This window comes from Ancylobacter radicis (genome assembly GCF_018449475.1).
GTDB lineage: Bacteria > Pseudomonadota > Alphaproteobacteria > Rhizobiales > Xanthobacteraceae > Ancylobacter > Ancylobacter radicis.
Genome location: NZ_JAHCQH010000023.1, coordinates 101,851 through 123,779, shown reverse-complemented (window position 1 = coordinate 123,779; position 21,929 = coordinate 101,851). Strand labels below are relative to the sequence as shown.

Here is a 21,929-nt window from a genome sequence, read left to right as displayed (position 1 = left end):
ATTGAATAGCCATTCAAAAGAAGCCTCCAGAGGCCGCGTGCCGGTACCCGGCGACGTCTTCCATCGCCGGCTCCGTGTGGGTCGATGCTATCTGGGCACCGTCCGGCTGATTGTCCGGGTGCCCTAAGCGGCGCGTTGCGCCGCGACCCCGACTGTTGAATCCGGCTCTGCGGGCCTTGGCGGCCCGCACGCCCGGTTCCATGATCCAGGCAGGCATAACGCAGGCGAAAACGGGAACAGACACGATGCGCACCTTCCACCTTCTGGCCGCCGCCGCTCTCGGCCTCGCGATCAGTGCGACGCCGGGCTTCCACGCGGCGCAGGCCGCCGAACCCGCGGCGTGCAAGACCGTGCGGTTCGCCGATGTCGGCTGGACCGACATCACCGCCACCACGGCGCTGGCCTCCGACCTTCTGGAAGGCCTCGGCTACACGCCGAAGACGCAGGTGCTCTCCGTGCCGGTGACCTACAAGTCGATGCAGACCAAGGACATCGACGTCTTCCTCGGCAACTGGATGCCGACCATGGAAGCGGACCTGAAGCCCTATCGCGACGACAAGAGCGTCGAGGTGATCGGCGTCAATCTTGAGGGCGCCAAATACACCCTCGCCGTGCCGACCTATCTCTATGACGAGGGGCTGAAGTCCTTCGCCGACATCGGCAAGTTCAAGGACAAGCTGGGCGGCAAGATCTATGGCATCGAGCCGGGCAATGACGGCAACCGGCTGATCCTCGACATGATCAAGGACGACAAGTTCGGGCTGAAGGGCTTCGATCTGGTCGAATCCAGCGAGCAGGGCATGCTGGCGCAGGTCGAGCGCGCCTCCAAGCGCAAGGAAGCCATCGTCTTCCTCGGCTGGGAGCCGCACCCGATGAATTCCAAGTACAAGATGAGCTACCTGTCGGGCGGCGATGACGTGTTCGGCCCGAACTATGGCGGCGCCACCATCTATACCAATGCCCGCGCCGGCTATATCGGCGAGTGCCCGAATGTCGGCACCTTCATCAAGAACCTGAAATTCACGCTCGACACCGAGAATGTGGTGATGGGCTACATCCTGCTCGACGGCATGGAGCCCGCCAAGGCGGCGCAGAAGTGGCTGAAGGCCAACCCGAAGACCTGGGAGCCCTGGCTCGCCGGCGTCACCACCTTCGACGGCAAGCCGGCCCTGCCGGCGGTGAAAAAGAGCCTCGGGCTCTGAGGACTTCGCCATCCGTCACGCAGACGGGGCCTGTCTGAACGTCATCCCCGGGCCTGGCCCGGGGATCCATGCCTGCCTCAGGGCGACATTCCGAAAAACGTGCCTCTCGAAAGACGTGGATGGCCGGGTCAAGCCCGGCCATGACGGGGGATGATGCGCCACAGGCTCGTCGGCCTCGATACGGCTCAATCCGCTCATCGCCGCGAGGGAAGCAATCCATGTATGACTGGCTGACCGAGCACAAGATTCCGCTGGGCCTCTGGCTGCGGGATTTCGTGGACTTCCTGACCACCCATGGTCAGGGCTTCTTCGATTTCGTCTCGCTGGTGCTGGGGGCGCTGATTGACGGCTTCACCGCCGCGCTGCTGTTCGTGCCGCCGCTGCTGCTGATCGCCCTGTTCGGCCTTGCCGCCTGGCTGGTGCATCGCTCGATCGGCCTCGTCGTGTTCATCGTCGGCGCGCTGCTGCTGGTCACCAATCTCGGCTACTGGACGGCGACGATGGAGACGCTCTCGCTCGTCATCTGCGCCACCTTCGTCTGCGTCGTGGTGGGCGTGCCGATCGGCATCGCCGCCGCGCACCGGCCCTGGCTCTACACCGCCATCCGCCCGGTGCTGGACCTGATGCAGACCATTCCGACCTTCGTGTATCTGATCCCGACGCTGGTGCTGTTCGGCCTCGGCGCGGTGCCCGGCCTGATCTCGACGGTGATCTTCTCGATCCCCGCCCCGATCCGCCTCACCCATCTCGGCATTTCCTCGGTGCCGCCGGCGCTCTATGAGGCCGGCAAGGCGTTCGGCGCCACCAAGACCCAGCTTTTGTTCAAGGTGGAACTGCCGCACGCGCTGCCGACCATCATGGCCGGCATCACCCAGTGCATCATGCTCAGCCTGTCCATGGTGGTGATCGCCGCGCTGGTCGGGGCGGACGGGCTCGGCAAGCCGGTGGTGCGGGCGCTGAACTCGGTGAACATCGCCATGGGCTTCGAGGCCGGGCTCGCCATCGTCGTGCTCGCCATCGTGCTCGACCGCGTCTGCAAGCGGCCCGAGCGCCGCTCCCGGAAAGGGTGAACCATGGCCGCCGTTGAATTCCGCAACATCGACATCGTCTTCGGCGCCGACCAGAAGCGCGCGCTGAAGCTGATCGACGAAGGCCGCACGCGCGACGAGATACTCGGCCTCACCGGCGCGGTGCTCGGCGCCGCCGGCGTCAGCCTGTCCATCGAGCGCGGCGAGATCTGCGTGCTGATGGGGCTCTCAGGCTCGGGCAAATCGACCATATTGCGCGCCATCAACCGCCTCAACGAGGTGGCGCGCGGCGCGGTGATGGTCGAGCACCGGGGGGCGATGGTCGATGTCGCCCGCTGCAATGAGGACACGCTGCGCGACATCCGCATGAACACCGTCTCCATGGTGTTCCAGCAATTCGGCCTGCTGCCCTGGCGCACGGTGCGCGACAATGTCGGCTTCGGGCTGGAACTGCGCGGCACGCCACCGGCCGAGCGTCGGCGCATCGTCGACGAGAAGCTCGCCATGGTCGGCCTCACCAACTGGGCCGAGAAATATACCAACGAACTCTCCGGAGGCATGCAGCAGCGCGTCGGCCTCGCCCGCGCCTTCGCCACCGATGCCGATATCCTGCTGATGGACGAGCCGTTTTCCGCCCTCGACCCGCTGATCCGCGACAAGCTGCAGGACGAATTGCTGGACCTCCAGCGGCGCATCCAGAAGACCATCGTCTTCGTCAGCCATGATCTCGACGAGGCGCTGAAGCTCGGCAACAAGATCGCCATCATGGAAGGCGGGCGGATCGTGCAGGCCGGCACGGCGGAAGACATCCTGCTGCGCCCGGCCAACGCCTATGTCGCCGAATTCGTGAAGCACATGAACCCGCTCAACGTGCTGCGCGGCACGGCGGTGATGCGCCCGGCCGCCAGCCTGCCGCGCGAGGGGGACCAGGTGATGCTCGACAAGGGCGGGCATGTGCGGCTGAAGGTGGATGGCGAGGGGCGGCCGCTCTCGCTCGATGTCGACGGACGCGCCGGCCTGCTCGCCACCGCCGATGGCGAGGCGGGCGTGATCGACGACAAGCTGGCCCATGAGGCCGACTGCATCGTCGCGCCGGTCGATCTCAAGCTGAAGGCGGCGATCGAGCTGAAGCGCCACACCGATCTGCCGATCCTGCTGGTCGACAATCTCGGCCGCCTCGCCGGCCTGTGCGACGATGACGAGATCTATCGCGGGCTGCTGCGCCGGCTGGATGGGTGAACGTCGGCGACCTTCGCCGCTGACGGGGAGAGGGAGAAGAAGGCCGCGCCCCGGCTACGGGTCGTCTCGGACGAACACAACCCAACGTCATCCCCGGGCTTGACCTGGGGATCCACACTTTGCTTCAGAGGCGACCTGGATGGCCGGGTCAAGCCCGGCCATGACGGCGCAGATGGGGTTGAACGGGACGGTATTGAGGAAGCGCCGCCCTCAGGCCGCCGCCAGCCCCACCGCCTCCACCACGTCGTTCACCACGGCTTCCACCAGATCACGGTCATCGCCCTCGCCCATGACGCGGATCACCGGCTCGGTGCCGGAGGGGCGGATCAGCAGGCGGCCATGGCTGTTGAGCTTCAGCTCGGCGGCGGCGATGGCCTTGATGACGCTGTCATCCTCCAGCGGCCGGCCCTTCTTGTAACGGACGTTCTTCAGGATCTGCGGCAGCGGGTCGAAGCGGTGGCAGACCTCGGACACCGGCCGCTGGCGGCGCACCACCATGGCCAGCACCTGAAGCGCCGCCACGAGGCCATCACCCGTCGTGGAGTAGTCCGACAGGATGATGTGGCCGGACTGCTCGCCGCCGACATTGAAGCCATTGGCGCGCATGTGCTCCAGCACATAGCGGTCGCCCACCGGCGTGCGGGCCAGCGTCAGGCCGAGCCCGGCGAGATGGCGCTCAAGGCCGAGATTGGACATGACGGTGGCGACGATGCCGTCGCGCGACAGGCGGCCATCTTCCTTGAAGCTCTCGGCGACCACCGCCATGAGCTGGTCGCCATCCACCAGGTGGCCCTTCTCGTCGACGATCAGCACCCGGTCGGCGTCGCCATCGAGCGCGATGCCGATATCAGCGCGGACCTCGCGCACCTTGGCGGCGAGCGCCTCGGGCGCGGTGGAGCCGACCTCGCGGTTGATGTTGAAGCCATCCGGCTTGTCGCCGATGGCGATCACCTCGCAGCCGAGCTCCCACAGGGCTTCCGGCGCAACGCGATAGGCCGCGCCATGGGCGCAGTCGACCACCACGCGCATGCCCTCGAAGGACTGGTTGCGCGGCAGGGTGCGCTTGGCGAACTCGATATAGCGGGCATGGACGCCCTCCAGCCGCTTGGCGCGGCCCATGGTGGCCGGCTGGGCCAGCCTGGTCGACATGTCGCCGGTGATCAGATCCTCGATCTGGCTCTCGATCGCGTCGGAGAGCTTGTAGCCATCCGGCCCGAACAGCTTGATGCCGTTATCGTCGAACGGGTTGTGCGAGGCGGAGATCATCACGCCGAGATCGGCGCGCATGGAATGGGTGAGCATGGCCACGGCCGGCGTGGGCATCGGGCCGAGCAGCAGCACGTCCATGCCGACCGAGGTGAAGCCGGCGACCAGCGCGTTCTCGATCATGTAGCCGGACAGGCGCGTGTCCTTGCCGATCACCACACGGTGGCGGTGATCGCCCCGATGGAAGATGAGCCCGGCCGCCATGCCGACGCGCAGCGCCAGCTCCGGGGTTATGATACCGTTGGCACGGCCGCGAATGCCGTCCGTGCCGAAGAATTTACGCGCCATGTTCTGCCTCGTGCGGCCGGGCACCCACGCGGGCGCCGCCGGCCGGAAATGCGGGAGCAAGCCGATGAACGGCGTTTCTCACCGTTCCTCTAGCACCGACAATGACGCAGCACGCTTCACAAAGTGTAAGCGTTCCTTTCCATGCAACCCAGCCGTGCCTCAGCCATGCTCGACCGCCGCCGCGGCCGCCGCCACTTCCCGCTCGGCGGCCTCGGCGCTGCGCACGCCGTTGAAGAAGGCATTGAGCGCGACCGCGACAAGAGCGGCGAGCAGGATGCCGGATTCCAGCAGCGGATGCAGGGCGTGCGGCAGGTTCTTGAAGAAATTCGGCGCCACCAGCGGGATCATGCCGAAGCCGACGGAAAGGGCGACAATGTAGAGATTGAAGCGGTTGGTGCGGAAATCGACCTGCGCGAGGATGCGCGCGCCGGTGGCTGCCACCATGCCGAACATCACCAGCCCCGCCCCGCCCAGCACCACCAGCGGCACCGCCTCGACGATCGCCGCCATCTTCGGCATCAGCCCGAGCGCCAGCATGATGAGCCCGCCCATCGCCGTGACATAGCGCGAGCGCACCCCGGTGACGCCGACCAGCCCGACATTCTGCGAGAAGGAGGTGTAGGGAAAGGTGTTGAAGATGCCGCCGATCAGCGTGCCCGCGCCATCGGCCCGCAGGCCGGCGGTAAGCGCCGCGCGGTCGATGCGGCGCCCGGTCATGTCGGCGAGCGCCAGGAACATGCCGAGCGATTCGATCATCACCACGATCATGACGAGGCACATGGTCAGCACCGGCACGAGGTGGAAGCTCGGCGTGCCGAAATGGAAGGGCAGCACCAGCCCGAACCACGGCGCCGCCGCGACCTTCTCGAAATGCATGATGCCGAGCACTGTGGCGAGCCCGCAGCCGGCGACGATGCCGAGCAGCACGGCGACATTGGCGACGAAGCCCCGGCCCCATTTGGTGAGGGCGAGAATGGCCAGCAGCACGAACAGGGCGAGGCCCAGCCCTTCGAGCTGGGCGTAATTGGGATTGGGGAAGGCGCCCGGCACGCCGTCCACCACCTTGGTGAGCGTCGGCAAGCCGCCGCCCGCCCAGTTGATGCCGACCCGCATCAGTGAGATGCCGATGACGAGGATGATGGTGCCGGTCACCACCGGAGGAAACAGCGGCAAGAGGCGAGAGACGAACGGCGCCACCACCATGCCGAAGGCGCCGGCGGCGATGACCGAGCCGTAAATGCCGAGCAGGCCGATCTCCGGCGCTGTGGCCATGGAAAGCATCGGCCCGACGGCGGCGAAGGTCACGCCCATCATCACCGGCAGGCGGATGCCGAGGCCCGGCGCGCCGAGGCTCTGGATCAGCGTGGCGATGCCGCAGGCGAACAGATCGGCGCTGATGAGGAAGGCGACATCCTCCGGCGAGAGCTTCAGCGCGCGGCCGATGATGAGCGGCACGGCCACCGCGCCGGCATACATCACCAGCACATGCTGGAGGCCGAGCGTCGCAAGGCGCGGCCAGGGAAGCATCTGATCAACCGGGTGGATCGCCTGCGTCATCTCCGAGCCCTCCGCTGCCAGTCACCGGCGCACGGCTGCGCGGTGACGTCGCGGTCGCCATTCAAGCCCCGTGCCACGGCACGCCATGGGGGGCAGATGAACGGAGGATGCCGGCGCGGCGGGTCGTCCCGGCTCAGGCCAGCGTCACGCGTGGAGGGCGGCGCCTATGCGGTAAAAGTGCCGGCGGATACGGCGCTCGCGCCGCATGCGGAAATAGGAGAGCGGGCTCTGGCGCCAGCCGGCGGGACGCAGCATCAGGCCAAGATCGCCACGCGGCTGGGGCGACATGCTGAGCATACCGAGGCCGTGACTATGGTGGAATTCGAAATGCGGGTACTCGCGGGACAGTTCGGCGAAGAGTCGGTGAACACCAAAGTTCCGACCATACTCCGCCGTGTCGTGGAAGAGCACGACGCCATTCGGGCTCATCTTCGGGCGCCACGTCTCGAAGTCGTGGCGCACCGCCTCATAGGTGTGTAGCCCGTCAATATGCAAAAGGTCGATCGAACCATCTTTGAAACGAGGGAGCGCCTCGTCGAACGTCATGCGCAGCAGAGACGAGAACGAGCGGAACTGCGTCTCGTTGATCGCGCTGACCTTCTGGTAGATATCGTCGCCGTAATTGCCCGCATGCTCATCGCCCTGCCAAGTATCGACCGCGACGGCCTGAGCGTTCAGCCCGATCTGCCGCAGAGCCAGGCAGAAAGCAAAGTAAGAGTTACCCGCATGAGTGCCCAGCTCGACAAGGAGTTTTGGGCGCACCTGCGCAACTATCCACCAGGCGAATGGGATATGCTGGACCCAAGCCGGAGTTTCCACATGAAGGTTGACCGGCTTCATATGTAAAATCGGACTATTCATCCCGAGACGATCGAGCGCCAAAGGAGGATAAACAGCCGAAAGCAAGTGACCACTATCCAGAACGGGAACGCATACTTTAGACATACTCAAAAATCCCGATCGAGAGGTATCTACATAAATCAGTTATTCCCTTGCAACAACAAGAATCAGATTGCGAATCACCCCACGGCGCGCTGCGCTGCGAGCAGCGCCCCGGCCGCTCAACGCCGAGAAGAAGAGGCCCCCGCCGGCAGGCCGCGCAAAAGAAAAGCCCCGGCACAGGGCCGGGGCTTTCGATCGTCGGGGTCGCGGGATTATCCGATCCCACTGGAGGCTCAGGCCTGCGGCTGCGGCTCCATCCCGGCATCGGGGCGCGGCGGGCGGTTCTTGCCCGCGCTGGGCACCACCGAGCCGCGCACATTGGCGGGCTCGATCGTGGTGTCGCGCACCGGCGCATTGCCGTCGAGCAGACCGATGATCTCGTCGCCCGACAGCGTCTCATATTCGAGCAGGCCACGGGCGAGGATTTCGAGCTGGTCCTTGCTCTCGGTCAGGATGCGCTTGGCCTCGGCGTAGCCTTCGTCCACCAGACGGCGCACTTCGCTGTCGATGGTCTGGGCGGTCGCCTCGGAGACGTTCTGCTGGCGCTGCATCGACATGCCCAGGAACACTTCGTCATTGTTCTCGCCATAGGCGACATTGCCGAGCTTGTCCGAGAAGCCCCAGCGCGTGACCATCATGCGGGCGAGGCGGGTGGCCTGCTCGATGTCGGAGGCGGCGCCGGACGTGACCTTGTCATGGCCGAAGATCAGTTCCTCGGCCACGCGCCCGCCCATCATGATGGCAAGGCGCGAGGTCATCTGCTCATAGCTCATGGAGAGCTTGTCGCGCTCGGGAAGCTGCATGACCATGCCCAGCGCGCGGCCGCGCGGAATGATGGTCGCCTTGTGCACCGGGTCGGTCGCCGGAACCTTGAGCGCGACGATGGCATGGCCGCCCTCGTGATAGGCGGTCAGCGCCTTCTCGTCCTCGGTCATGACGAGCGAGCGGCGTTCCGCACCCATCATCACCTTGTCCTTGGCGTCCTCGAAATCGCTCATCGTGACCATGCGCTTGTTGCGGCGCGCGGCCATCAGGGCGGCTTCGTTGCAGAGATTGGCGAGGTCGGCGCCCGAGAAGCCGGGGGTGCCACGGGCGATGACCTTGAGGTTCACGTCCGGGGCAACCGGGATCTTGCGGGCATGGACCTTGAGGATCTGCTCGCGGCCGACCACGTCCGGGTTCGGCACCACGACCTGACGGTCGAAGCGGCCGGGACGCAGCAGCGCCGGGTCGAGCACGTCCGGCCGGTTGGTCGCGGCGATGAGGATGATGCCCTCATTGGCCTCGAAGCCGTCCATCTCGACGAGAAGCTGGTTCAGGGTCTGCTCGCGCTCATCATTGCCGCCGCCGAGGCCGGCGCCGCGATGACGGCCGACCGCGTCGATTTCGTCGATGAAGATGATGCAGGGCGCGTTCTTCTTCGCCTGCTCGAACATGTCGCGCACGCGGCTGGCGCCAACGCCGACGAACATCTCGACGAAGTCGGAACCGGAAATGGTGAAGAACGGCACATTGGCTTCGCCGGCGATGGCGCGGGCCAGCAGGGTCTTACCCGTGCCGGGCGGGCCGACCAGCAGCACGCCGCGCGGGATGCGCCCGCCGAGACGCTGGAACTTCTGCGGGTCGCGCAGGAAGTCGACGATCTCGGTGAGGTCGCTCTTGGCCTCGTCGATGCCGGCGACATCCTCGAAGGTGACCCGGCCATGCGCCTCGGTGAGCAGCTTGGCGCGGCTCTTGCCGAAGCCCATCGCCTTGCCGCCCGCGCCCTGCATCTGGCGCGAGAGGAAGATCCACACGCCGATCAGCGCGATGAAGGGCAGCCAGGAGAGCAGCAGGCTCACGAACCACGGCACGCTGTCCTGCAGCGGCTTGGCGGTGATCGACACGCCCTTGCCATAGAGGCGCTGGATCAGCGAGGGGTCGTTGGGCGAATAGGTCTGGAAGGTGCGGCCATCAGTGAAGGCGCCGGAAATCTCCGGGCCCTGGATCACGACGTCGCGCACGCGGCCCTGATCGACCTCGTTGAGCAGCTGCGAGAAGCTGATGTCATTCGCCGCCTGGCGCTGCGCCGGATTCTGGAACAGCGAGAATAGCGCCAGAAGGAGCAGAACGATGATCACCCAGAGGGCGAAATTCCGTATATTGGCGTTCATCACGTTCCTTTCGGCGTCGGGTCTGACCCGGCGCGCGGGTTCCGCCGGCGCTGGCGGACCTCCCTTATGTCAGCCTAATTTAGGTTCGGCATTGAGGATTGCCAAGATGGCGGGGAGCTTGCGTTGCCCTGTCCCCGTGCAATTCCGCGTTAAAAGTAAACCGGAGGGGTCCGCCGCACCGGTGCGCGGCTGATCGACAGGCGTTTCGGCGAGACCCGAACCAGCGCCCCGGCCAGGGTCCGCGCCCCGCTCGCGGCGGGCTCAAGGGTCGTGATCCAGCCGAGCAGCGCCTCCAGCTTGGCCAGTTCGACCGGCCCCTGCCCGGTCTCGCCAATGGCGCGCTCCAGCAGCCGCAGGGCGATCTCCTCGGGCAACGCGGCAAGCCCGGCGCGGTCGATCCGCAGCGTCTCACCCTTGCTGATCAGGCGCTCGCCCGCCTCCCGCGTCGCCGCCTCCAGTGCCGCATCGGCGCGGGACAGGCGCAGGGCGAGGCGCGACAGGCGCACCGAATCCAGCCCCTCGGCGGCAAGAAGCGGCATCAGCGCGCGCAGCCGCACGCGGGCAAAGCGCGGATTCTGATTGGACGGATCCTCGGCGAAGGGGATCGCCGCGGCACGGCAGAGCGCGACCAGATCGGCCTTGGCGCAGCCGAGCAGCGGGCGCAGCAGTGCGACCTCGTGAAGCGGGCGTTCCGCGGCCATACCGGCCAGTCCCGACAGGCCCGAGCCGCGCATCAGCCGGAACAGCACCGTCTCGGCCTGGTCGTCGCGGGTATGCGCGGTGGCGATGGCGCCGGCCTTGAGGATGCGGGCATGGGCCAGAAGGGCCTCATAGCGGGCGTGGCGGGCGGCCTCCTGGAGGCGCGAGGCCGGCAGGGGGCGGGGCAGATCGAGAATGGCGTGGGGCAGCCCGAGATCGGCGGCGAGCGCGGCCACCGCTTCCGCCTCCACCCGCGCCTCAGGGCGCAGGCCATGATCGACGGTGGCGACGGCGAGTTCGGTCGAGGCGCCCGTCTCCCGCCGCCAGCGGGCGGCCAGCAGCATCAGCGCGGTCGAATCGGGTCCGCCGGAGACGGCGAGCAGCACGCCGGCATGGCGCGCGAAAGGGGCGAAAAGCGTCGCCAGCGCGCCGGCGCTCAGGCCGCCGGCCTCAAAGGTCGCGCCGGCGTCAGCAGCCGACACGCTTCTGTTCCTGCGCCACCCCCTGCTTGATGCTGGTGGAGGCCCGCGGGTACTTGTTGTTGACCGCGTTGAGCGTCGCGCAGGCCGCGTCCTTCTCGCCGATGCCGGCGAGCGACTGACCGAGCCGCAGCAGCGCGTCCGGCGCCTTCACCGCATTGGGATAATCGGTGGAGACCTTCAGGAAGCTCTGCGCCGCCTCCTTGTAGCTCTTGCGCTGGAACTGCGTCTCGCCGAGCCAGTAATAGGCGTCGGGCGCCGCCCGGTCGGTCGGGTAGAGCTTGAGGAACTGCTCGAAGCTCTGGCCGGACTGGGCGTAGTCTTGGCGCAGCATGTAGCCATAGGCGAGATCGAACAGGTCCTTGGGGCTGTTGGTCGGCGGCTGCGTCACCCCGCCGGCGGGGGCGGCACCGGCCGCCACCTGGCCGGAGAGCTGGCCGAGATCCATCGGCGCACCCGCCTGCTGGCCGGCGGCGGCGCCCGACGGGGCGGTGGTGCCGAGCGGGCGCGGCGCGCCGGGCGCACCGGCCTGCGCATTGGGATCGAACACATCGGTCCGCCGTCCCGCCGATGGATCGGCGGCGGCGGGAGCACGCGGGACGGCCGCGCCCGCCGGCGCAGCGGCGCCGCCCGGCACGCGGAAGTCGATCTCGCTCTGCATCGCCTTGATCTGCTGCTCAAGCTGCTGGTTGCGGTATTGCAGCTCCTCGATCTGGCCGGTCAGGGTGCGCATCTGGTTCTCGATGCGGTCCATGCGCGTGGTGACGCTGCCCAGATCATCCGCCGGCAGCGCCTCGGGCTGCGCGCCCTGACGCACCTGGCCCGGCGGCTTGAACAGGTTGCCGAAGAAATTGTTGTCGGCCTGGGCGCGCGCCTCGCCGAGCGGGGCAAGCGCCAGAAACGCGGCACCAGCAAGGGCCAAAAGGGCGGAGGAACGCGAAAGACGGACCATCATGGCAACAACGAAGGCTCGCAGGAAAAGGGGGGAGCGGCCCCGCCGCAGCGGCAGGGAACGAATGCGCTAGATACAAAGTCGATCACGTCCAAAGTGTGACTCGCCAAGCGTGACCGGCAAGCTGTGGCTCGACCCTGACTTAACCCGGCCAAGGCGGCAAAACCAAGAGACAAACCACCCACGCACCATGGCGCGACGGGACCGCTTGCGGAAAAGCAAAAGGCCCGGCCGCTGCCGGCCGGGCCTTGCGTCACACGATGGTGAGGCGCGTCAGGTGCCGGTAGCGTTCAGCACCGTCACCGCGCGGCGGTTCTGCGACCAGCAGGAGATGTCGTTGCAGACCGCGACCGGGCGCTCCTTGCCATAGGAGATGGTGCGCATCCGGTTGGCCGGAACGCCGCGCCCGATCAGATAGTTGCGCACGCTCTCGGCGCGGCGGGCGCCCAGCGCGATGTTGTATTCGCGGGTGCCGCGCTCGTCGGCATGGCCTTCGATGGTGAAGGTGTACTTGGCATAGTGGTTGAGCCACTGCGCCTGCTTGTCGAGGGTGGCCTGTGCCTGCGGCGTCAGGTCGGTCTGGTCGCTCTCGAAGAACACGCGATCGCCAACCGAGACGATGAATTCCTGCGGGCTGCCGGGAGGGGCCGAGCCCAGCGCCTGACCGGCGCCGTCCATGGGATTCTTGGCGCAGGCGGCGGCGAGCATCGCCAGACCGAAAATAAGGGCGATGCGCGCTCCGCCCAGCTTGCGCAACATACCGATCATACCGCGGACTCCTGAATTCCCACGCCGGGCGCGGCCCGGCCTATTCGCTGGCGTTAATGAATGGGTCCGTCATCGTTTACGGAACCTTGACGGAATGCACCGAACTTGCGGCCCGTGCATCAACCTTCTCTTATGGTTAACGGTTCCTTAATGCATCAGGAACGTAAGGGCGACCACGCCGGATCCGACGCATAGCTCGGGGTCGGGATGCGCTGCTCATTATAGCCGGTGATGTCGACCGTGTAGAGCTGCGGTCCCGCCGCCCCGCCGGGATCGCGGAAGAACATGATGACGCGGCCGTTCGGAGCGAAGGTCGGCCCCTCATTGTGATAGCCGTCGGTGAGGATGCGCTCGCCCGAACCATCCGGCCGCATCAGGCCGATGGCGAAGCGTCCCTGCGCCTGCTTGGTGAAGGCGATCACATCGCCGCGCGGCGACCAGACCGGCGTCGAATAACGCCCGTCGCCGAAGGAAATGCGGCGCTGGTTCGAGCCGTCCGGGTTCATCACATAGATCTGCGAGCCGCCGCCGCGATCGCTCTCGAAGCAGATCTGCGTGGCGTCCGGCGAATAGCAGGGCGCGGTGTCGATGGCCGGCGTGTCGGTGAGCCGCGTGGTCGCCTTGGAGCGCAGGTCCATCACGAAAATGTTCGAGTTGGCGCCCTGCTGGAGCGACAGGATGACCCGCTGCCCATCCGGGGCGAAACGCGGCGAGAAGCTCATATTCGGGAAATTGCCGACCACTTCGCGCTGGCCGGTCTCGATGTTGAGCAGATAGACGCGCGGCTCGCCGCGGCCATAGCTCATATAGGTGATTTCCTGGCTGGTCGGCGAGAAGCGTGGCGTCAGCACGAGGTCGTCGCCGCGCGTGAGATAGGTCACGTTGGCGCCGTCCTGATCCATGATGGCGAGGCGCTTGACGCGCTTTTCCTTCGGCCCGCTCTCGTCGACGAAGACGATGCGGGTGTCGAAATAGCCCTTCTCGCCGGTGAGCCGCTCATAGATCGCGTCGGCGATGATGTGGGCGACGCGGCGCCAGTTCTCCGGCTGGGTGAAATATTGCTGGCCGATCAGCTGCTGGCCGGCGAACACATCCCACAGGCGGAACTCGGCCTTCACCCGGCCATCCGGCTGGCGGGTCATGCGGCCGGTCACCAGCGCCTGCGCGTTGATCACGCGCCAGTCCTGGAAGCGCGGCGAGGCGTCCGGGTTGGTGATTTTCTCGACGAAAGCGGCCGGGTCGAGCGGGGCGAACAGGCCGGAGCGGCGCAGATCGGCCGAGATGATCTGGGTGACGCCCTTGCCGGCCTCGATATCCTGCGGGCTGCCGCCGCCGACGAATTCGGTGATGGCGATGGGCAGGGGCTGGACGGTGCCCTGCGTCACGTCGAGCTTGAGCACGGCCTGCGCCGGCCCTGTCACGAGGCCGAGACCGGCCAGCGCACCGGCACTGGTAATGAGACCGCGCCGGCCGATGGAGGGGCCCGCGAAAACCGGGCGAATAATCTGCGTCATGATCAATGTCTCGAAAAAAACAAAGGGCAGGATCGGGGGCTCAGCCCCGGACCATTTCGCGTGGATCGAACGTGACTTCGATGTCCTTCCAGGCCTCGTACTTGGCCGGATTGAGCATATTGAAGGGTTGACCACGGAAGATGGCGCGGATGGCGCTGTCGCGGGCAGTCATGAAGAAGGGGCTGGTGCCGGACGTCACCACCATCGGCGGGCCCGACAATGTGCCATCCTGATTGAGGCGGATGCGAATCGTGACGATCAGTTCCTCGGGATTGGCGGCGCCGGCGGGCGGGTTCCACAGCTGCATCAGCCGGGCGCGCAGCGCGTCGATCTCGGTCTGCGAGAGCGTTGCCGCCGTACCGACGGAAGCGCCGAGCGAGGCGGTCGAGTTGATCGTGTCGCCGATCGCGGCCTGACGCGTCGCCGTGCGCTTGTCGAGCAGCGCGGCGATCTCGTTCGGCTTGAATTCCTGCTGGTCCTTGGGCGGCTGCTGCACCACCTTCGGGGGAATGTCCTTGGGCTTGCGCGGCGGCGCGGGAGCGGGCTTGGCCTGCGCCTGCTGGTCCGGCTTGGGCGCGTCCTTCGGGGCTTCCGGCGGCTTGGCGGCGATCGATTCGGCGTCCTTGGGCGGCGCCGGCTCGGGATTGGCCTGCGCGGCGGCGGGCTTGGGTTCGGGCTTGGCCTCGGCCGGGGGCGGGGGCGCGACCGGCTCGGCCGCCGCCTTCACCTCGGGCTTTTCCGTCACCTTGGCCTCAAGCTGCTCGGCAGGCTTGGGCGTCGGCGCCACCTTCTCGACCACGGGCTTGGGCTTCTCGGTCTTCGGCGCGTCCTTCTTGCCCGCCATCATCTGGCTCAGCTCGGCATCGGAGACGATGTCGATCGGCATGGATTCCTGCATCGGCTCGAGGGGACGGGCCGAGGAGAAGGAAACCAGCATGAAGCCGATGAGGCCGGCATGAAGGGCGGAAGAGGCGACAAGACCCGCGCGCATGACCTCAGCCCCCCTGCTCGACTTCGGAGACGAGGGCGACGCGCTTGAAGCCGGCGCCGGAGAGGCGGCCCATCACCTGCATCACCGTGCCATAATCGACCGACTTGTCGCCGCGCACGAAAATGCGCTCGTCATAGCCGGCCTTGGCGATGGCCATGAGCTTGGGCACCAGTTCCGCGACGGGAATTTCGGTCTCCTGCAGGAACACCTGACCCTGATTGTTGATCGAGATCACCAGCGGCTGATGGTCCTGCGAGACCGCCTGCGCCTGCGTCTGCGGCAGATCGAGCGGCACGCCAACGGTCAGCATCGGCGCGGCCACCATGAAGATGATCAGCAGAACGAGCATCACGTCGACCATCGGGGTGACGTTGATCTCGGACATGACGGCGCTGCTGCGTCGCCGGCGCGAACGCCGCGAACTCCAGCCGCCGCTGCCTCCCGAGGACATACCCATGTCGCGTCAGCCCCGCTCGTCGATCTGGCGCGACAGGATGGCGGAGAACTCGTCCGCGAAACCCTCCAGCCGCAGCGCCTGCCGGCCCACTTGAGAGATGAACTTGTTATAGAAAATCGTCGCGGGGATGGCGGCGACAAGGCCAATTGCCGTCGCGAAAAGGGCTTCGGCGATGCCGGGCGCCACAACTGCGAGGCTGGTGTTCTTCGAGGCGGCGATCGACTGGAAGCTGGTCATGATGCCCCAGACCGTGCCGAACAGACCGATGAACGGGCCGGCCGAGCCGACCGTCGCGAGCACCAGCAGCCGGCTTTCCAGCCGCTCGACCTCGCGGGCGATGGTCACGTCCATCACCTTGTCGAGACGCTGGGTGAGACCGGTGAAGGAGCGCGCGCCGCCCTCATAGGACCGCTTCCATTCGCGCATTGCGGCCACAAAAATCGCCGCCATGGCGGTGTTGGGGCGCGAGGACAGCGAGCGGTACAGTTCTTCCAGGCTCTGGCCGGACCAGAAGGTCGCCTCGAAGCGGTCCATCTGGCTTTTCATGCGCTGGAACAGGATGGTCTTGTCGATGATGATCGCCCAGACCCAGACCGAGGCGATGATCAGGCCCGCCATCACGATCTTGACGACGAGATGCGCCTGCAGGAACAGGCCGATCAGCGACAGGTCCTGACTGGCAAGGCCCGCCCCGTCCGACGCCACGGCGGCGCCCGGCACGGTGGGGGCGGCCTGCCCCTGCACCTGCGCCGTCGGCGCGGCGTTGACCGGAGCCGTCTGGGCCTGCCCATAGGCAAATGACGCCGATGCCGCCATGAACAGCATCACCGCAACCAAAAGCTTCTTCAGCGTCATTAGGCCTAATCCTGACAGATCCACCACGGGTCGCACTGCCGCTCCGCATCGGCTGCCGGACCGCAGCGGATGCCGTGCTTGGCTGTTGAAGGGACTCATCCGTCATCAAGCGACCGAGTCTGTCCAAACTTGGGCGAGCGAGGTCGATCCGCTTCCGCAGCCACCCGACACAACACCTTATTAAGGTTAATGCCGGGTTAGCGTTGCCGCATCGCAACAGCCGCGTGACGCAAAAGCAACGCGGGTCGCGCGGCCGGGCCGGGCTTTTCGCAACCTCAGCTCGCGGGGGCCTGGTCCAGCGCCGCCTTCATGGCCGCGCGCAGCGCGTCGGGAATGCGGCGGGCGCGGCCCTGCGCGACGAAAGCGACCTTGACCTTACCCTCGACCAGCAATTCGCCGCCGCGCATCACCTTCTGCTGAAGCGTGATCGACGCGCCGGCCACCTCGACCGGGCTGGTGTGAATCTCCAGCACATCGTCGATGCGGGCGGGACGGACGAATTGCAGCTCCATCGATCGCACCACGAAGGCAAAGCCCGGCGCCTCGGCAAGCGCCTGACCGAACAATTCGCCCTGCACCACGCCGATGAGTCGCAGATGGTCGGAGCGGGCCCGCTCCATGAATTTCAGGTAGTTGGCGTGGTAGACGATGCCGGAGAAATCCGTGTCCTCGTAATAGACCCGCACGGGCAGGACATGGCCGCCCGGCACCAGCCGTCCGGCGAGGTGCAGAAAGGGGTCGGCCTTGAGGACGTCAGGCGAGAAGGGATCGGGGCGCTCATTCATGGCGCCCTCATAAACGAGACCGCGCCCCTTGTGAACAAAGGGCGCGGCACGTCTGGTCGGCGGGCCTCATCGGGGGGCGTCAAGGGCCCGGCCGACCGGAATGTCGGCCTCAGCCCTGCGCGTCGGCGGTCGGGCTGGGCGGCGGGGTGGGACGCGAGCGGCGATCGGCCATGAACTGGTCGAACTCCGCCTTGTCCTTGGCCTGGCGCAGACGCTCAAGGAAGCCCTTGAACTCCTTCTGCTCGTCCTCAAGGCGGCGCAGCGTCTCTTCGCGATATTCGTCGAAGGCGCTGTTGCCCGAGGACTGGAAGCCACGGCGACCGCCAAAGGCGTTGCGAACGGCTTCCATGCCCTCGCCGTTCCAGCGGCCGAAGCCGCACCTGCCACTACAAAACATCCGTCCACTCCCAATGGTGAAGGCCAGGATCGCCAAACCCAGCGGCCACCAGGCCATGAAGCCTAGGACCGTAAGCGCGATCCAGGCCGGCTTGCCGTAAGTGTCGAGCTTGTGAGCGAGCTCCATGGCGTCCGTTCCTGGGTTAATGTTAATCACATTTACATAGGTAGGCAGCACGACCCGCCTTGTCAAGGATCGCCCGGCCCGATCACGCATCCGCGATCACGTGGCGGGTGCAGCAAGGCCTTTCAGGTAAATGAGGAAGCCGGCTTCAAGCAGCTCTTCCGGCGCCATCGGCAGCTTGCGGCGGGCGGCATCCGGCCGGCCAAACAGCGAGGCGACGCCATGCGCCAGCGCCCAGGTGTGCAGCGCAATCATCAGCGCCGGCGGGCGGCTCGGACCCGGCATGGAGGCGACCAGCACATCCGCTGCGTCGCGGAGCACGCCAAAGGCCCGCTGGCTGGCCTGCGACAGCGCCGGATGCGCTTCAACCGGAATGCCGGCCTCGAACATGGCGACATATTCGGACGGGTTGTCGCGGGCGAAGTCGAGATAGGCCCGGCCCATGCGCTCAAAGGCTTCCTGCGGGGCCGGGCGCCCTCCGCCCCATCCCGCTTCCAGCGCCGCCGCGAAACGCTCGAAACCCAATGCGGCGACGGCCGCCAGCAATTCGTCGCGGTCGCGGAAATGGCGGTAGGGGGCGGCGGGCGATACGCCGGCGCGGCGCGCGGCCTCCGCGAAGGTGGCTCCCGAAGGCCCCTTCTCCGCGATCAGTTCCAGCGCAGCCTTGATCAGGGCCTCCCGCAGGTTGCCGTGATGATAGCCGCGGGACTCGCCGTTTTTGGACCAGTTCATGTGAAAGGGACTTACATCACCCGGAGGACGGCGTCGACGCTGTTGCGCGGGCGGGCATCACTCGCCGTCGTCGAACAGCGGCATCTGGTTGGTGGTGGAGGGGACCTGGAGACCGAGATGGCGGAAGGCATGGGCGGTCAGCACGCGCCCGCGCGGGGTGCGCTGGATGAAGCCCTGCTGCACGAGATAGGGCTCGATGATCTCCTCAATCGCGTCGCGCGGCTCGGAAAGAGCCGCCGCGATGGTCTCGACGCCCACCGGCCCGCCGCCATAATTCACTGCGACCACAGTAAGATAGCGACGATCCATCTGGTCGAGGCCGAGCCCGTCCACCTCCAGATGGCCGAGCGCGTGATCGGCGGCGGCGCGGTCGATGATCTCCTTGCCGGCGACCAATGTGAAGTCGCGCACCCGGCGCAGCAGGCGGCCGGCGATGCGCGGCGTGCCGCGCGCGCGGCGAGCGATCTCGCGGGCGCCATCCTTGGAAATCGGAATATTCATGACCCGCGCGCCACGTGTCACGACAAGTTCCAGCTCATCCACCGTGTAGAAATTCAGCCGGATCGGAATTCCGAAGCGGTCGCGCAGAGGTGTGGTGAGTAGTCCCGAGCGGGTGGTGGCGCCGACGAGCGTAAACTTCGCCAGCGAAATCTTCACCGAGCGCGCCGCCGGCCCCTCGCCGATGATCAGGTCCAGCTCATAATCTTCCATCGCCGGATAGAGGATTTCCTCCACCGCCGGATTGAGCCGGTGAATCTCGTCGATGAACAGCACGTCGCGTTCTTCGAGATTGGTCAGCAGCGCCGCCAGATCCCCCGCCTTGGCGATGACGGGGCCTGAAGTGGAGCGGAAACCGACCCCCAATTCGCGTGCAACTATCTGCGCCAGCGTGGTTTTTCCCAAGCCGGGCGGCCCCACGAACAGCACGTGGTCGAGCGCCTCGCCGCGCGCCTTGGCGGCGGTGATGAACACGTTGAGATTGGCGCGGGCCTGCTCCTGGCCGACAAATTCGGCGAGATTCTGCGGGCGCAGGGAGGCCTCGGCGAGGTCTTCCTCACGCTTGTCGGGGGTGACGAGGCGCGTGGTGGTCATCGGCGGCGCCCCGGAGCGTCGGTGCAGTGAGGTGGACGATCAGGCCGATGAGGCCGGTATGTGCGAGCCCGAGACCGGCGCGTCCTCATCGGGCGAGTTCCTTCAGCCCGAGGCGGATCAGCCGGGCCGTATCCGCGCCCTCCCCCGCCTCGCGCAGCGCGGCGGCGATGGCGGTGCTGGCCTGAAGCTGGGCGTAGCCGAGATTGACCAGCGCGGAGACGGCATCGGCCACCGGCGCGGGGGCGTTGCGGTCCTCCAGCTGCGCGGCGAGGCCCGCCACCGCCGGATCGACGGTCGAGAAGCCGGGCGCCTTGTCCTTCAGCTCGGCGACGATACGGGCGGCGACCTTGGGGCCGACCCCATTGGCGCGCGACACCATGGCCTTGTCGCCCACCGCCACCGCATTGGCGAGTTCGGAGGGCGAGAGCGTCGAGAGCACGTTGAGCGCCACCTTGGCGCCGACGCCCTGCACGTTCTGCAGCAGCAGGAACCAGCTTTTCTCCGCCGGCGAGGCGAAGCCGTAGAGACGGATCATGTCCTCGCGCACGAAGGTCTCGATGAACAGCGTCGCCGCCTCGCCCACCGGGGGCAGCGCCTGCTGGGTGCGGCCGGAGCAATGGACGAGATAGCCGACGCCCTGCACGTCGAGGATCACATGGTCCTCGCCATAGGAATCGACGATGCCCTTAAGTTTGCCGATCATCGGAATTCGCCCGTCATCGTGCCACCGCCCGCGCATCGAGGCGCGCGGCGGCCTGCGCCTTCAGTGCCGCCATGCCCCTATGCTGGGCGTGGGTGACGGCGACCGCAAGCGCGTCGGCGGCGTCGTCGGTCTTGAAATCGGCCTGCGGCAGCAGAACCTTCATCATCATGCGGATCTGCGCCTTCTCCGCCCGGCCGGCGCCGACCACGGTTTTCTTGACCAGCAGCGCGGCATATTCGGCCACCGGCACGCCGGCCAGCGCCGGGGTCACCATGACCACGCCGCGCGCCTGGCCGAGCTTGAGCGTCGAGGCCGGGTTCATGTTGACGAACGTCTCCTCCACCGCCGCCTCGTCCGGCGCATAAATGCGCAGCACGGCCGCCAGCTCGGTGTGGAGCACCGCGAGCCGGCGTGCGAGTTCGCCCTCCTCCGGCGGCATCACCGTGCCGCAGGCGATGAAGGTCAGCCGCGTGCCCATGGCCTCGATCACCCCCCAGCCGGTGCGGCGGAGGCCGGGATCAAGGCCGAGAATGCGAATCGGGGCGGTCGCCATACCCTAGCCGTAGTCGAACAAAGGACGAACGCCTAGGGGCAAGGCCGCGCGGCGGGCCTGCCGGCGCCCCCCGCCGGCCCGCATGGTTAAGCGCGCCTTAACGCCCCCCCGCCTTGACGCCCCGCCTCGGCGCACCCCGCCTAACGCCGCGCGCGCCGAACGCCCCGCTGGCCAGCGCGACGCCGACGCCGGTGGCGATGACGCCGATGATCGCCGCCAGGTCCGGGTGCTCGCCGAGCACGGGAATGGCGATCAGCGCGGCCAGCGCCGGCACCAGCCCGGTGAAGGCCGCCGCCCGCGAGGGACCGAGCTTCTCGATGGCGAGGCCGAAGCCGAGCAGCGCCACCACGCCGGCCAGCAGGCCCTGCATGAACAGCTGGAACAGGATTTCGCGGCCATAGCCGTCCGATACGGCGCTGATGACGCCGGGCAGGCCGAACGGCGTGAGGATGAGGGTCGACCACAGGCCGACCAGCCCGACCGTCTCCGTCGCCTTCAGCCCGGTGCGGCGGAAGGCCAGCGTGTAGCAGGCCCACATGGCCGCCCCGAGCAGCAGCAGCAGATGGCCGCGCCAGGCCCCATCCTCCGGGTAGAGCAGGCCGCGCCCGCCCAGCGTGAGCACGCCGAGCGCGATGCACACAAAGCCGAGCGCGCGCCAGCGGCCGAGCCGCTCGCGAAACACCAGCACCGAGACCATCGCCACGATCAGCGGCATGGTGCCGGGCAGCAACGGGCCGACATCGGCCGCCGGCACGAAGCGCATGGCATTGGCGACGACGAGGAAGAACACTCCGCCGGCGCCGAGAAAGCACAGCAGCACGGGCACGAAGCCGCGCTTGGGCCAGAATCCGACCCGCAGCCAGGCCGGCGCCAGCACCACCGCGGCCACGACAAAGCGCAGCCAGCCGACCGTCGCCGGCGACAGATGGCCGTGCACGGCATGGCGGGTGGAGACGATCCAGCCGCCCCAGATGGCGATGGCGAGCAGCGCGCCGCCATAGCCGAGAAGCTGGTCGCGAAAGCCGGTATCGGCCGCATGGCCGGCCACGGCTGTCGAGGAAGGGTTTTTCATGATGCGGTTCCGGCCGCTCCCGTGGGGCGGCGCTCGAAGGGGGCCGCGGAGCGGCGTGTCGGCGCCCAATGTGGCGTGCGCG

The 21,929-nt window shown here is 67.2% G+C and carries 21 protein-coding genes; 3 read left to right on the top strand and 18 right to left on the bottom strand.

What is annotated here, in order from left to right; translation table 11 throughout:
* Nucleotides 1-245: 245 nt before the first annotated feature.
* From KIP89_RS19065 to choV, 3 genes are all read left to right on the top strand, one after another.
* Nucleotides 246-1,202 carry a choline ABC transporter substrate-binding protein gene (locus KIP89_RS19065; RefSeq protein WP_213757178.1) on the top strand — a complete coding sequence of 319 codons (957 nt, stop codon included), beginning with the start codon at nt 246-248 and terminating at the stop codon, nt 1,200-1,202.
* Between the two features lie 218 nt (nt 1,203-1,420).
* On the top strand, nt 1,421-2,272 hold the full coding sequence (choW, locus tag KIP89_RS19060) for a choline ABC transporter permease subunit (protein WP_213757177.1): 852 nt from the start codon (nt 1,421-1,423) through the stop codon (nt 2,270-2,272).
* A gap of 3 nt (nt 2,273-2,275) precedes the next feature.
* Nucleotides 2,276-3,469: a choline ABC transporter ATP-binding protein gene (choV, locus tag KIP89_RS19055; protein WP_213757176.1), complete on the top strand. Its 1,194-nt coding sequence runs from the start codon at nt 2,276-2,278 to the stop codon at nt 3,467-3,469.
* Nucleotides 3,470-3,679: 210 nt separating this feature from the next.
* On the opposite strand, the gene glmM is transcribed toward choV, so the two are convergent.
* From glmM to KIP89_RS18965, 18 genes are all read right to left on the bottom strand, one after another.
* Nucleotides 3,680-5,023, bottom strand: a complete 1,344-nt coding sequence (gene glmM, locus KIP89_RS19050; RefSeq protein ID WP_213757175.1) for a phosphoglucosamine mutase — start codon at nt 5,021-5,023, stop codon at nt 3,680-3,682.
* 159 nt (nt 5,024-5,182) lie between these two features.
* Nucleotides 5,183-6,580: a nucleobase:cation symporter-2 family protein gene (locus KIP89_RS19045; RefSeq protein WP_213757174.1), complete on the bottom strand. Its 1,398-nt coding sequence runs from the start codon at nt 6,578-6,580 to the stop codon at nt 5,183-5,185.
* A gap of 144 nt (nt 6,581-6,724) precedes the next feature.
* Nucleotides 6,725-7,486, bottom strand: a complete 762-nt coding sequence (locus KIP89_RS19040; protein ID WP_213757173.1) for a class I SAM-dependent methyltransferase — start codon at nt 7,484-7,486, stop codon at nt 6,725-6,727.
* A 269-nt stretch (nt 7,487-7,755) separates the two neighbouring features.
* Entirely contained in the window at nt 7,756-9,675 is a 1,920-nt protein-coding gene (ftsH, locus tag KIP89_RS19035; RefSeq protein WP_213757172.1) for an ATP-dependent zinc metalloprotease FtsH, read from the bottom strand.
* Between the two features lie 149 nt (nt 9,676-9,824).
* On the bottom strand, nt 9,825-10,856 hold the full coding sequence (gene tilS, locus KIP89_RS19030) for a tRNA lysidine(34) synthetase TilS (RefSeq protein ID WP_369808522.1): 1,032 nt from the start codon (nt 10,854-10,856) through the stop codon (nt 9,825-9,827).
* Nucleotides 10,843-11,808, bottom strand: a complete 966-nt coding sequence (ybgF, locus tag KIP89_RS19025; protein ID WP_213757171.1) for a tol-pal system protein YbgF — start codon at nt 11,806-11,808, stop codon at nt 10,843-10,845. Before ybgF ends, tilS begins: the two co-directional genes overlap by 14 nt.
* 270 nt (nt 11,809-12,078) lie before the next feature.
* On the bottom strand, nt 12,079-12,564 hold the full coding sequence (pal, locus tag KIP89_RS19020; protein WP_369808528.1) for a peptidoglycan-associated lipoprotein Pal: 486 nt from the start codon (nt 12,562-12,564) through the stop codon (nt 12,079-12,081).
* 164 nt (nt 12,565-12,728) lie between these two features.
* The gene (gene tolB / locus KIP89_RS19015) at nt 12,729-14,087 is read right to left on the bottom strand and encodes a Tol-Pal system beta propeller repeat protein TolB (RefSeq protein WP_213757169.1); all 1,359 of its coding nucleotides are present in this window, start codon (nt 14,085-14,087) and stop codon (nt 12,729-12,731) included.
* 40 nt (nt 14,088-14,127) lie between these two features.
* Nucleotides 14,128-15,078 (bottom strand): cell envelope integrity protein TolA, encoded by a 951-nt coding sequence (gene tolA / locus KIP89_RS19010; RefSeq protein WP_213757168.1) that lies wholly within the window; start codon nt 15,076-15,078, stop codon nt 14,128-14,130.
* 4 nt (nt 15,079-15,082) lie between these two features.
* On the bottom strand, nt 15,083-15,535 hold the full coding sequence (gene tolR / locus KIP89_RS19005; protein ID WP_213757167.1) for a protein TolR: 453 nt from the start codon (nt 15,533-15,535) through the stop codon (nt 15,083-15,085).
* 6 nt (nt 15,536-15,541) lie between these two features.
* Nucleotides 15,542-16,255 carry a protein TolQ gene (gene tolQ / locus KIP89_RS19000; protein ID WP_369808527.1) on the bottom strand — a complete coding sequence of 238 codons (714 nt, stop codon included), beginning with the start codon at nt 16,253-16,255 and terminating at the stop codon, nt 15,542-15,544.
* A gap of 410 nt (nt 16,256-16,665) precedes the next feature.
* Entirely contained in the window at nt 16,666-17,175 is a 510-nt protein-coding gene (gene ybgC / locus KIP89_RS18995; RefSeq protein WP_213757166.1) for a tol-pal system-associated acyl-CoA thioesterase, read from the bottom strand.
* Nucleotides 17,176-17,284: 109 nt separating this feature from the next.
* Nucleotides 17,285-17,698 carry a DUF2852 domain-containing protein gene (locus KIP89_RS18990; RefSeq protein ID WP_213757165.1) on the bottom strand — a complete coding sequence of 138 codons (414 nt, stop codon included), beginning with the start codon at nt 17,696-17,698 and terminating at the stop codon, nt 17,285-17,287.
* 96 nt (nt 17,699-17,794) lie between these two features.
* Nucleotides 17,795-18,427: a TetR/AcrR family transcriptional regulator gene (locus KIP89_RS18985; RefSeq protein ID WP_213757164.1), complete on the bottom strand. Its 633-nt coding sequence runs from the start codon at nt 18,425-18,427 to the stop codon at nt 17,795-17,797.
* Between the two features lie 57 nt (nt 18,428-18,484).
* Nucleotides 18,485-19,519: a Holliday junction branch migration DNA helicase RuvB gene (gene ruvB / locus KIP89_RS18980; RefSeq protein ID WP_213757163.1), complete on the bottom strand. Its 1,035-nt coding sequence runs from the start codon at nt 19,517-19,519 to the stop codon at nt 18,485-18,487.
* Nucleotides 19,520-19,604: 85 nt separating this feature from the next.
* Nucleotides 19,605-20,222, bottom strand: a complete 618-nt coding sequence (gene ruvA, locus KIP89_RS18975; RefSeq protein ID WP_213757162.1) for a Holliday junction branch migration protein RuvA — start codon at nt 20,220-20,222, stop codon at nt 19,605-19,607.
* 13 nt (nt 20,223-20,235) lie between these two features.
* The gene (gene ruvC / locus KIP89_RS18970) at nt 20,236-20,775 is read right to left on the bottom strand and encodes a crossover junction endodeoxyribonuclease RuvC (RefSeq protein ID WP_213757161.1); all 540 of its coding nucleotides are present in this window, start codon (nt 20,773-20,775) and stop codon (nt 20,236-20,238) included.
* A gap of 97 nt (nt 20,776-20,872) precedes the next feature.
* Nucleotides 20,873-21,847, bottom strand: coding sequence for a DMT family transporter (locus KIP89_RS18965; protein WP_213757160.1), 975 nt, complete (start codon nt 21,845-21,847; stop codon nt 20,873-20,875).
* Nucleotides 21,848-21,929 lie beyond the last annotated feature (82 nt).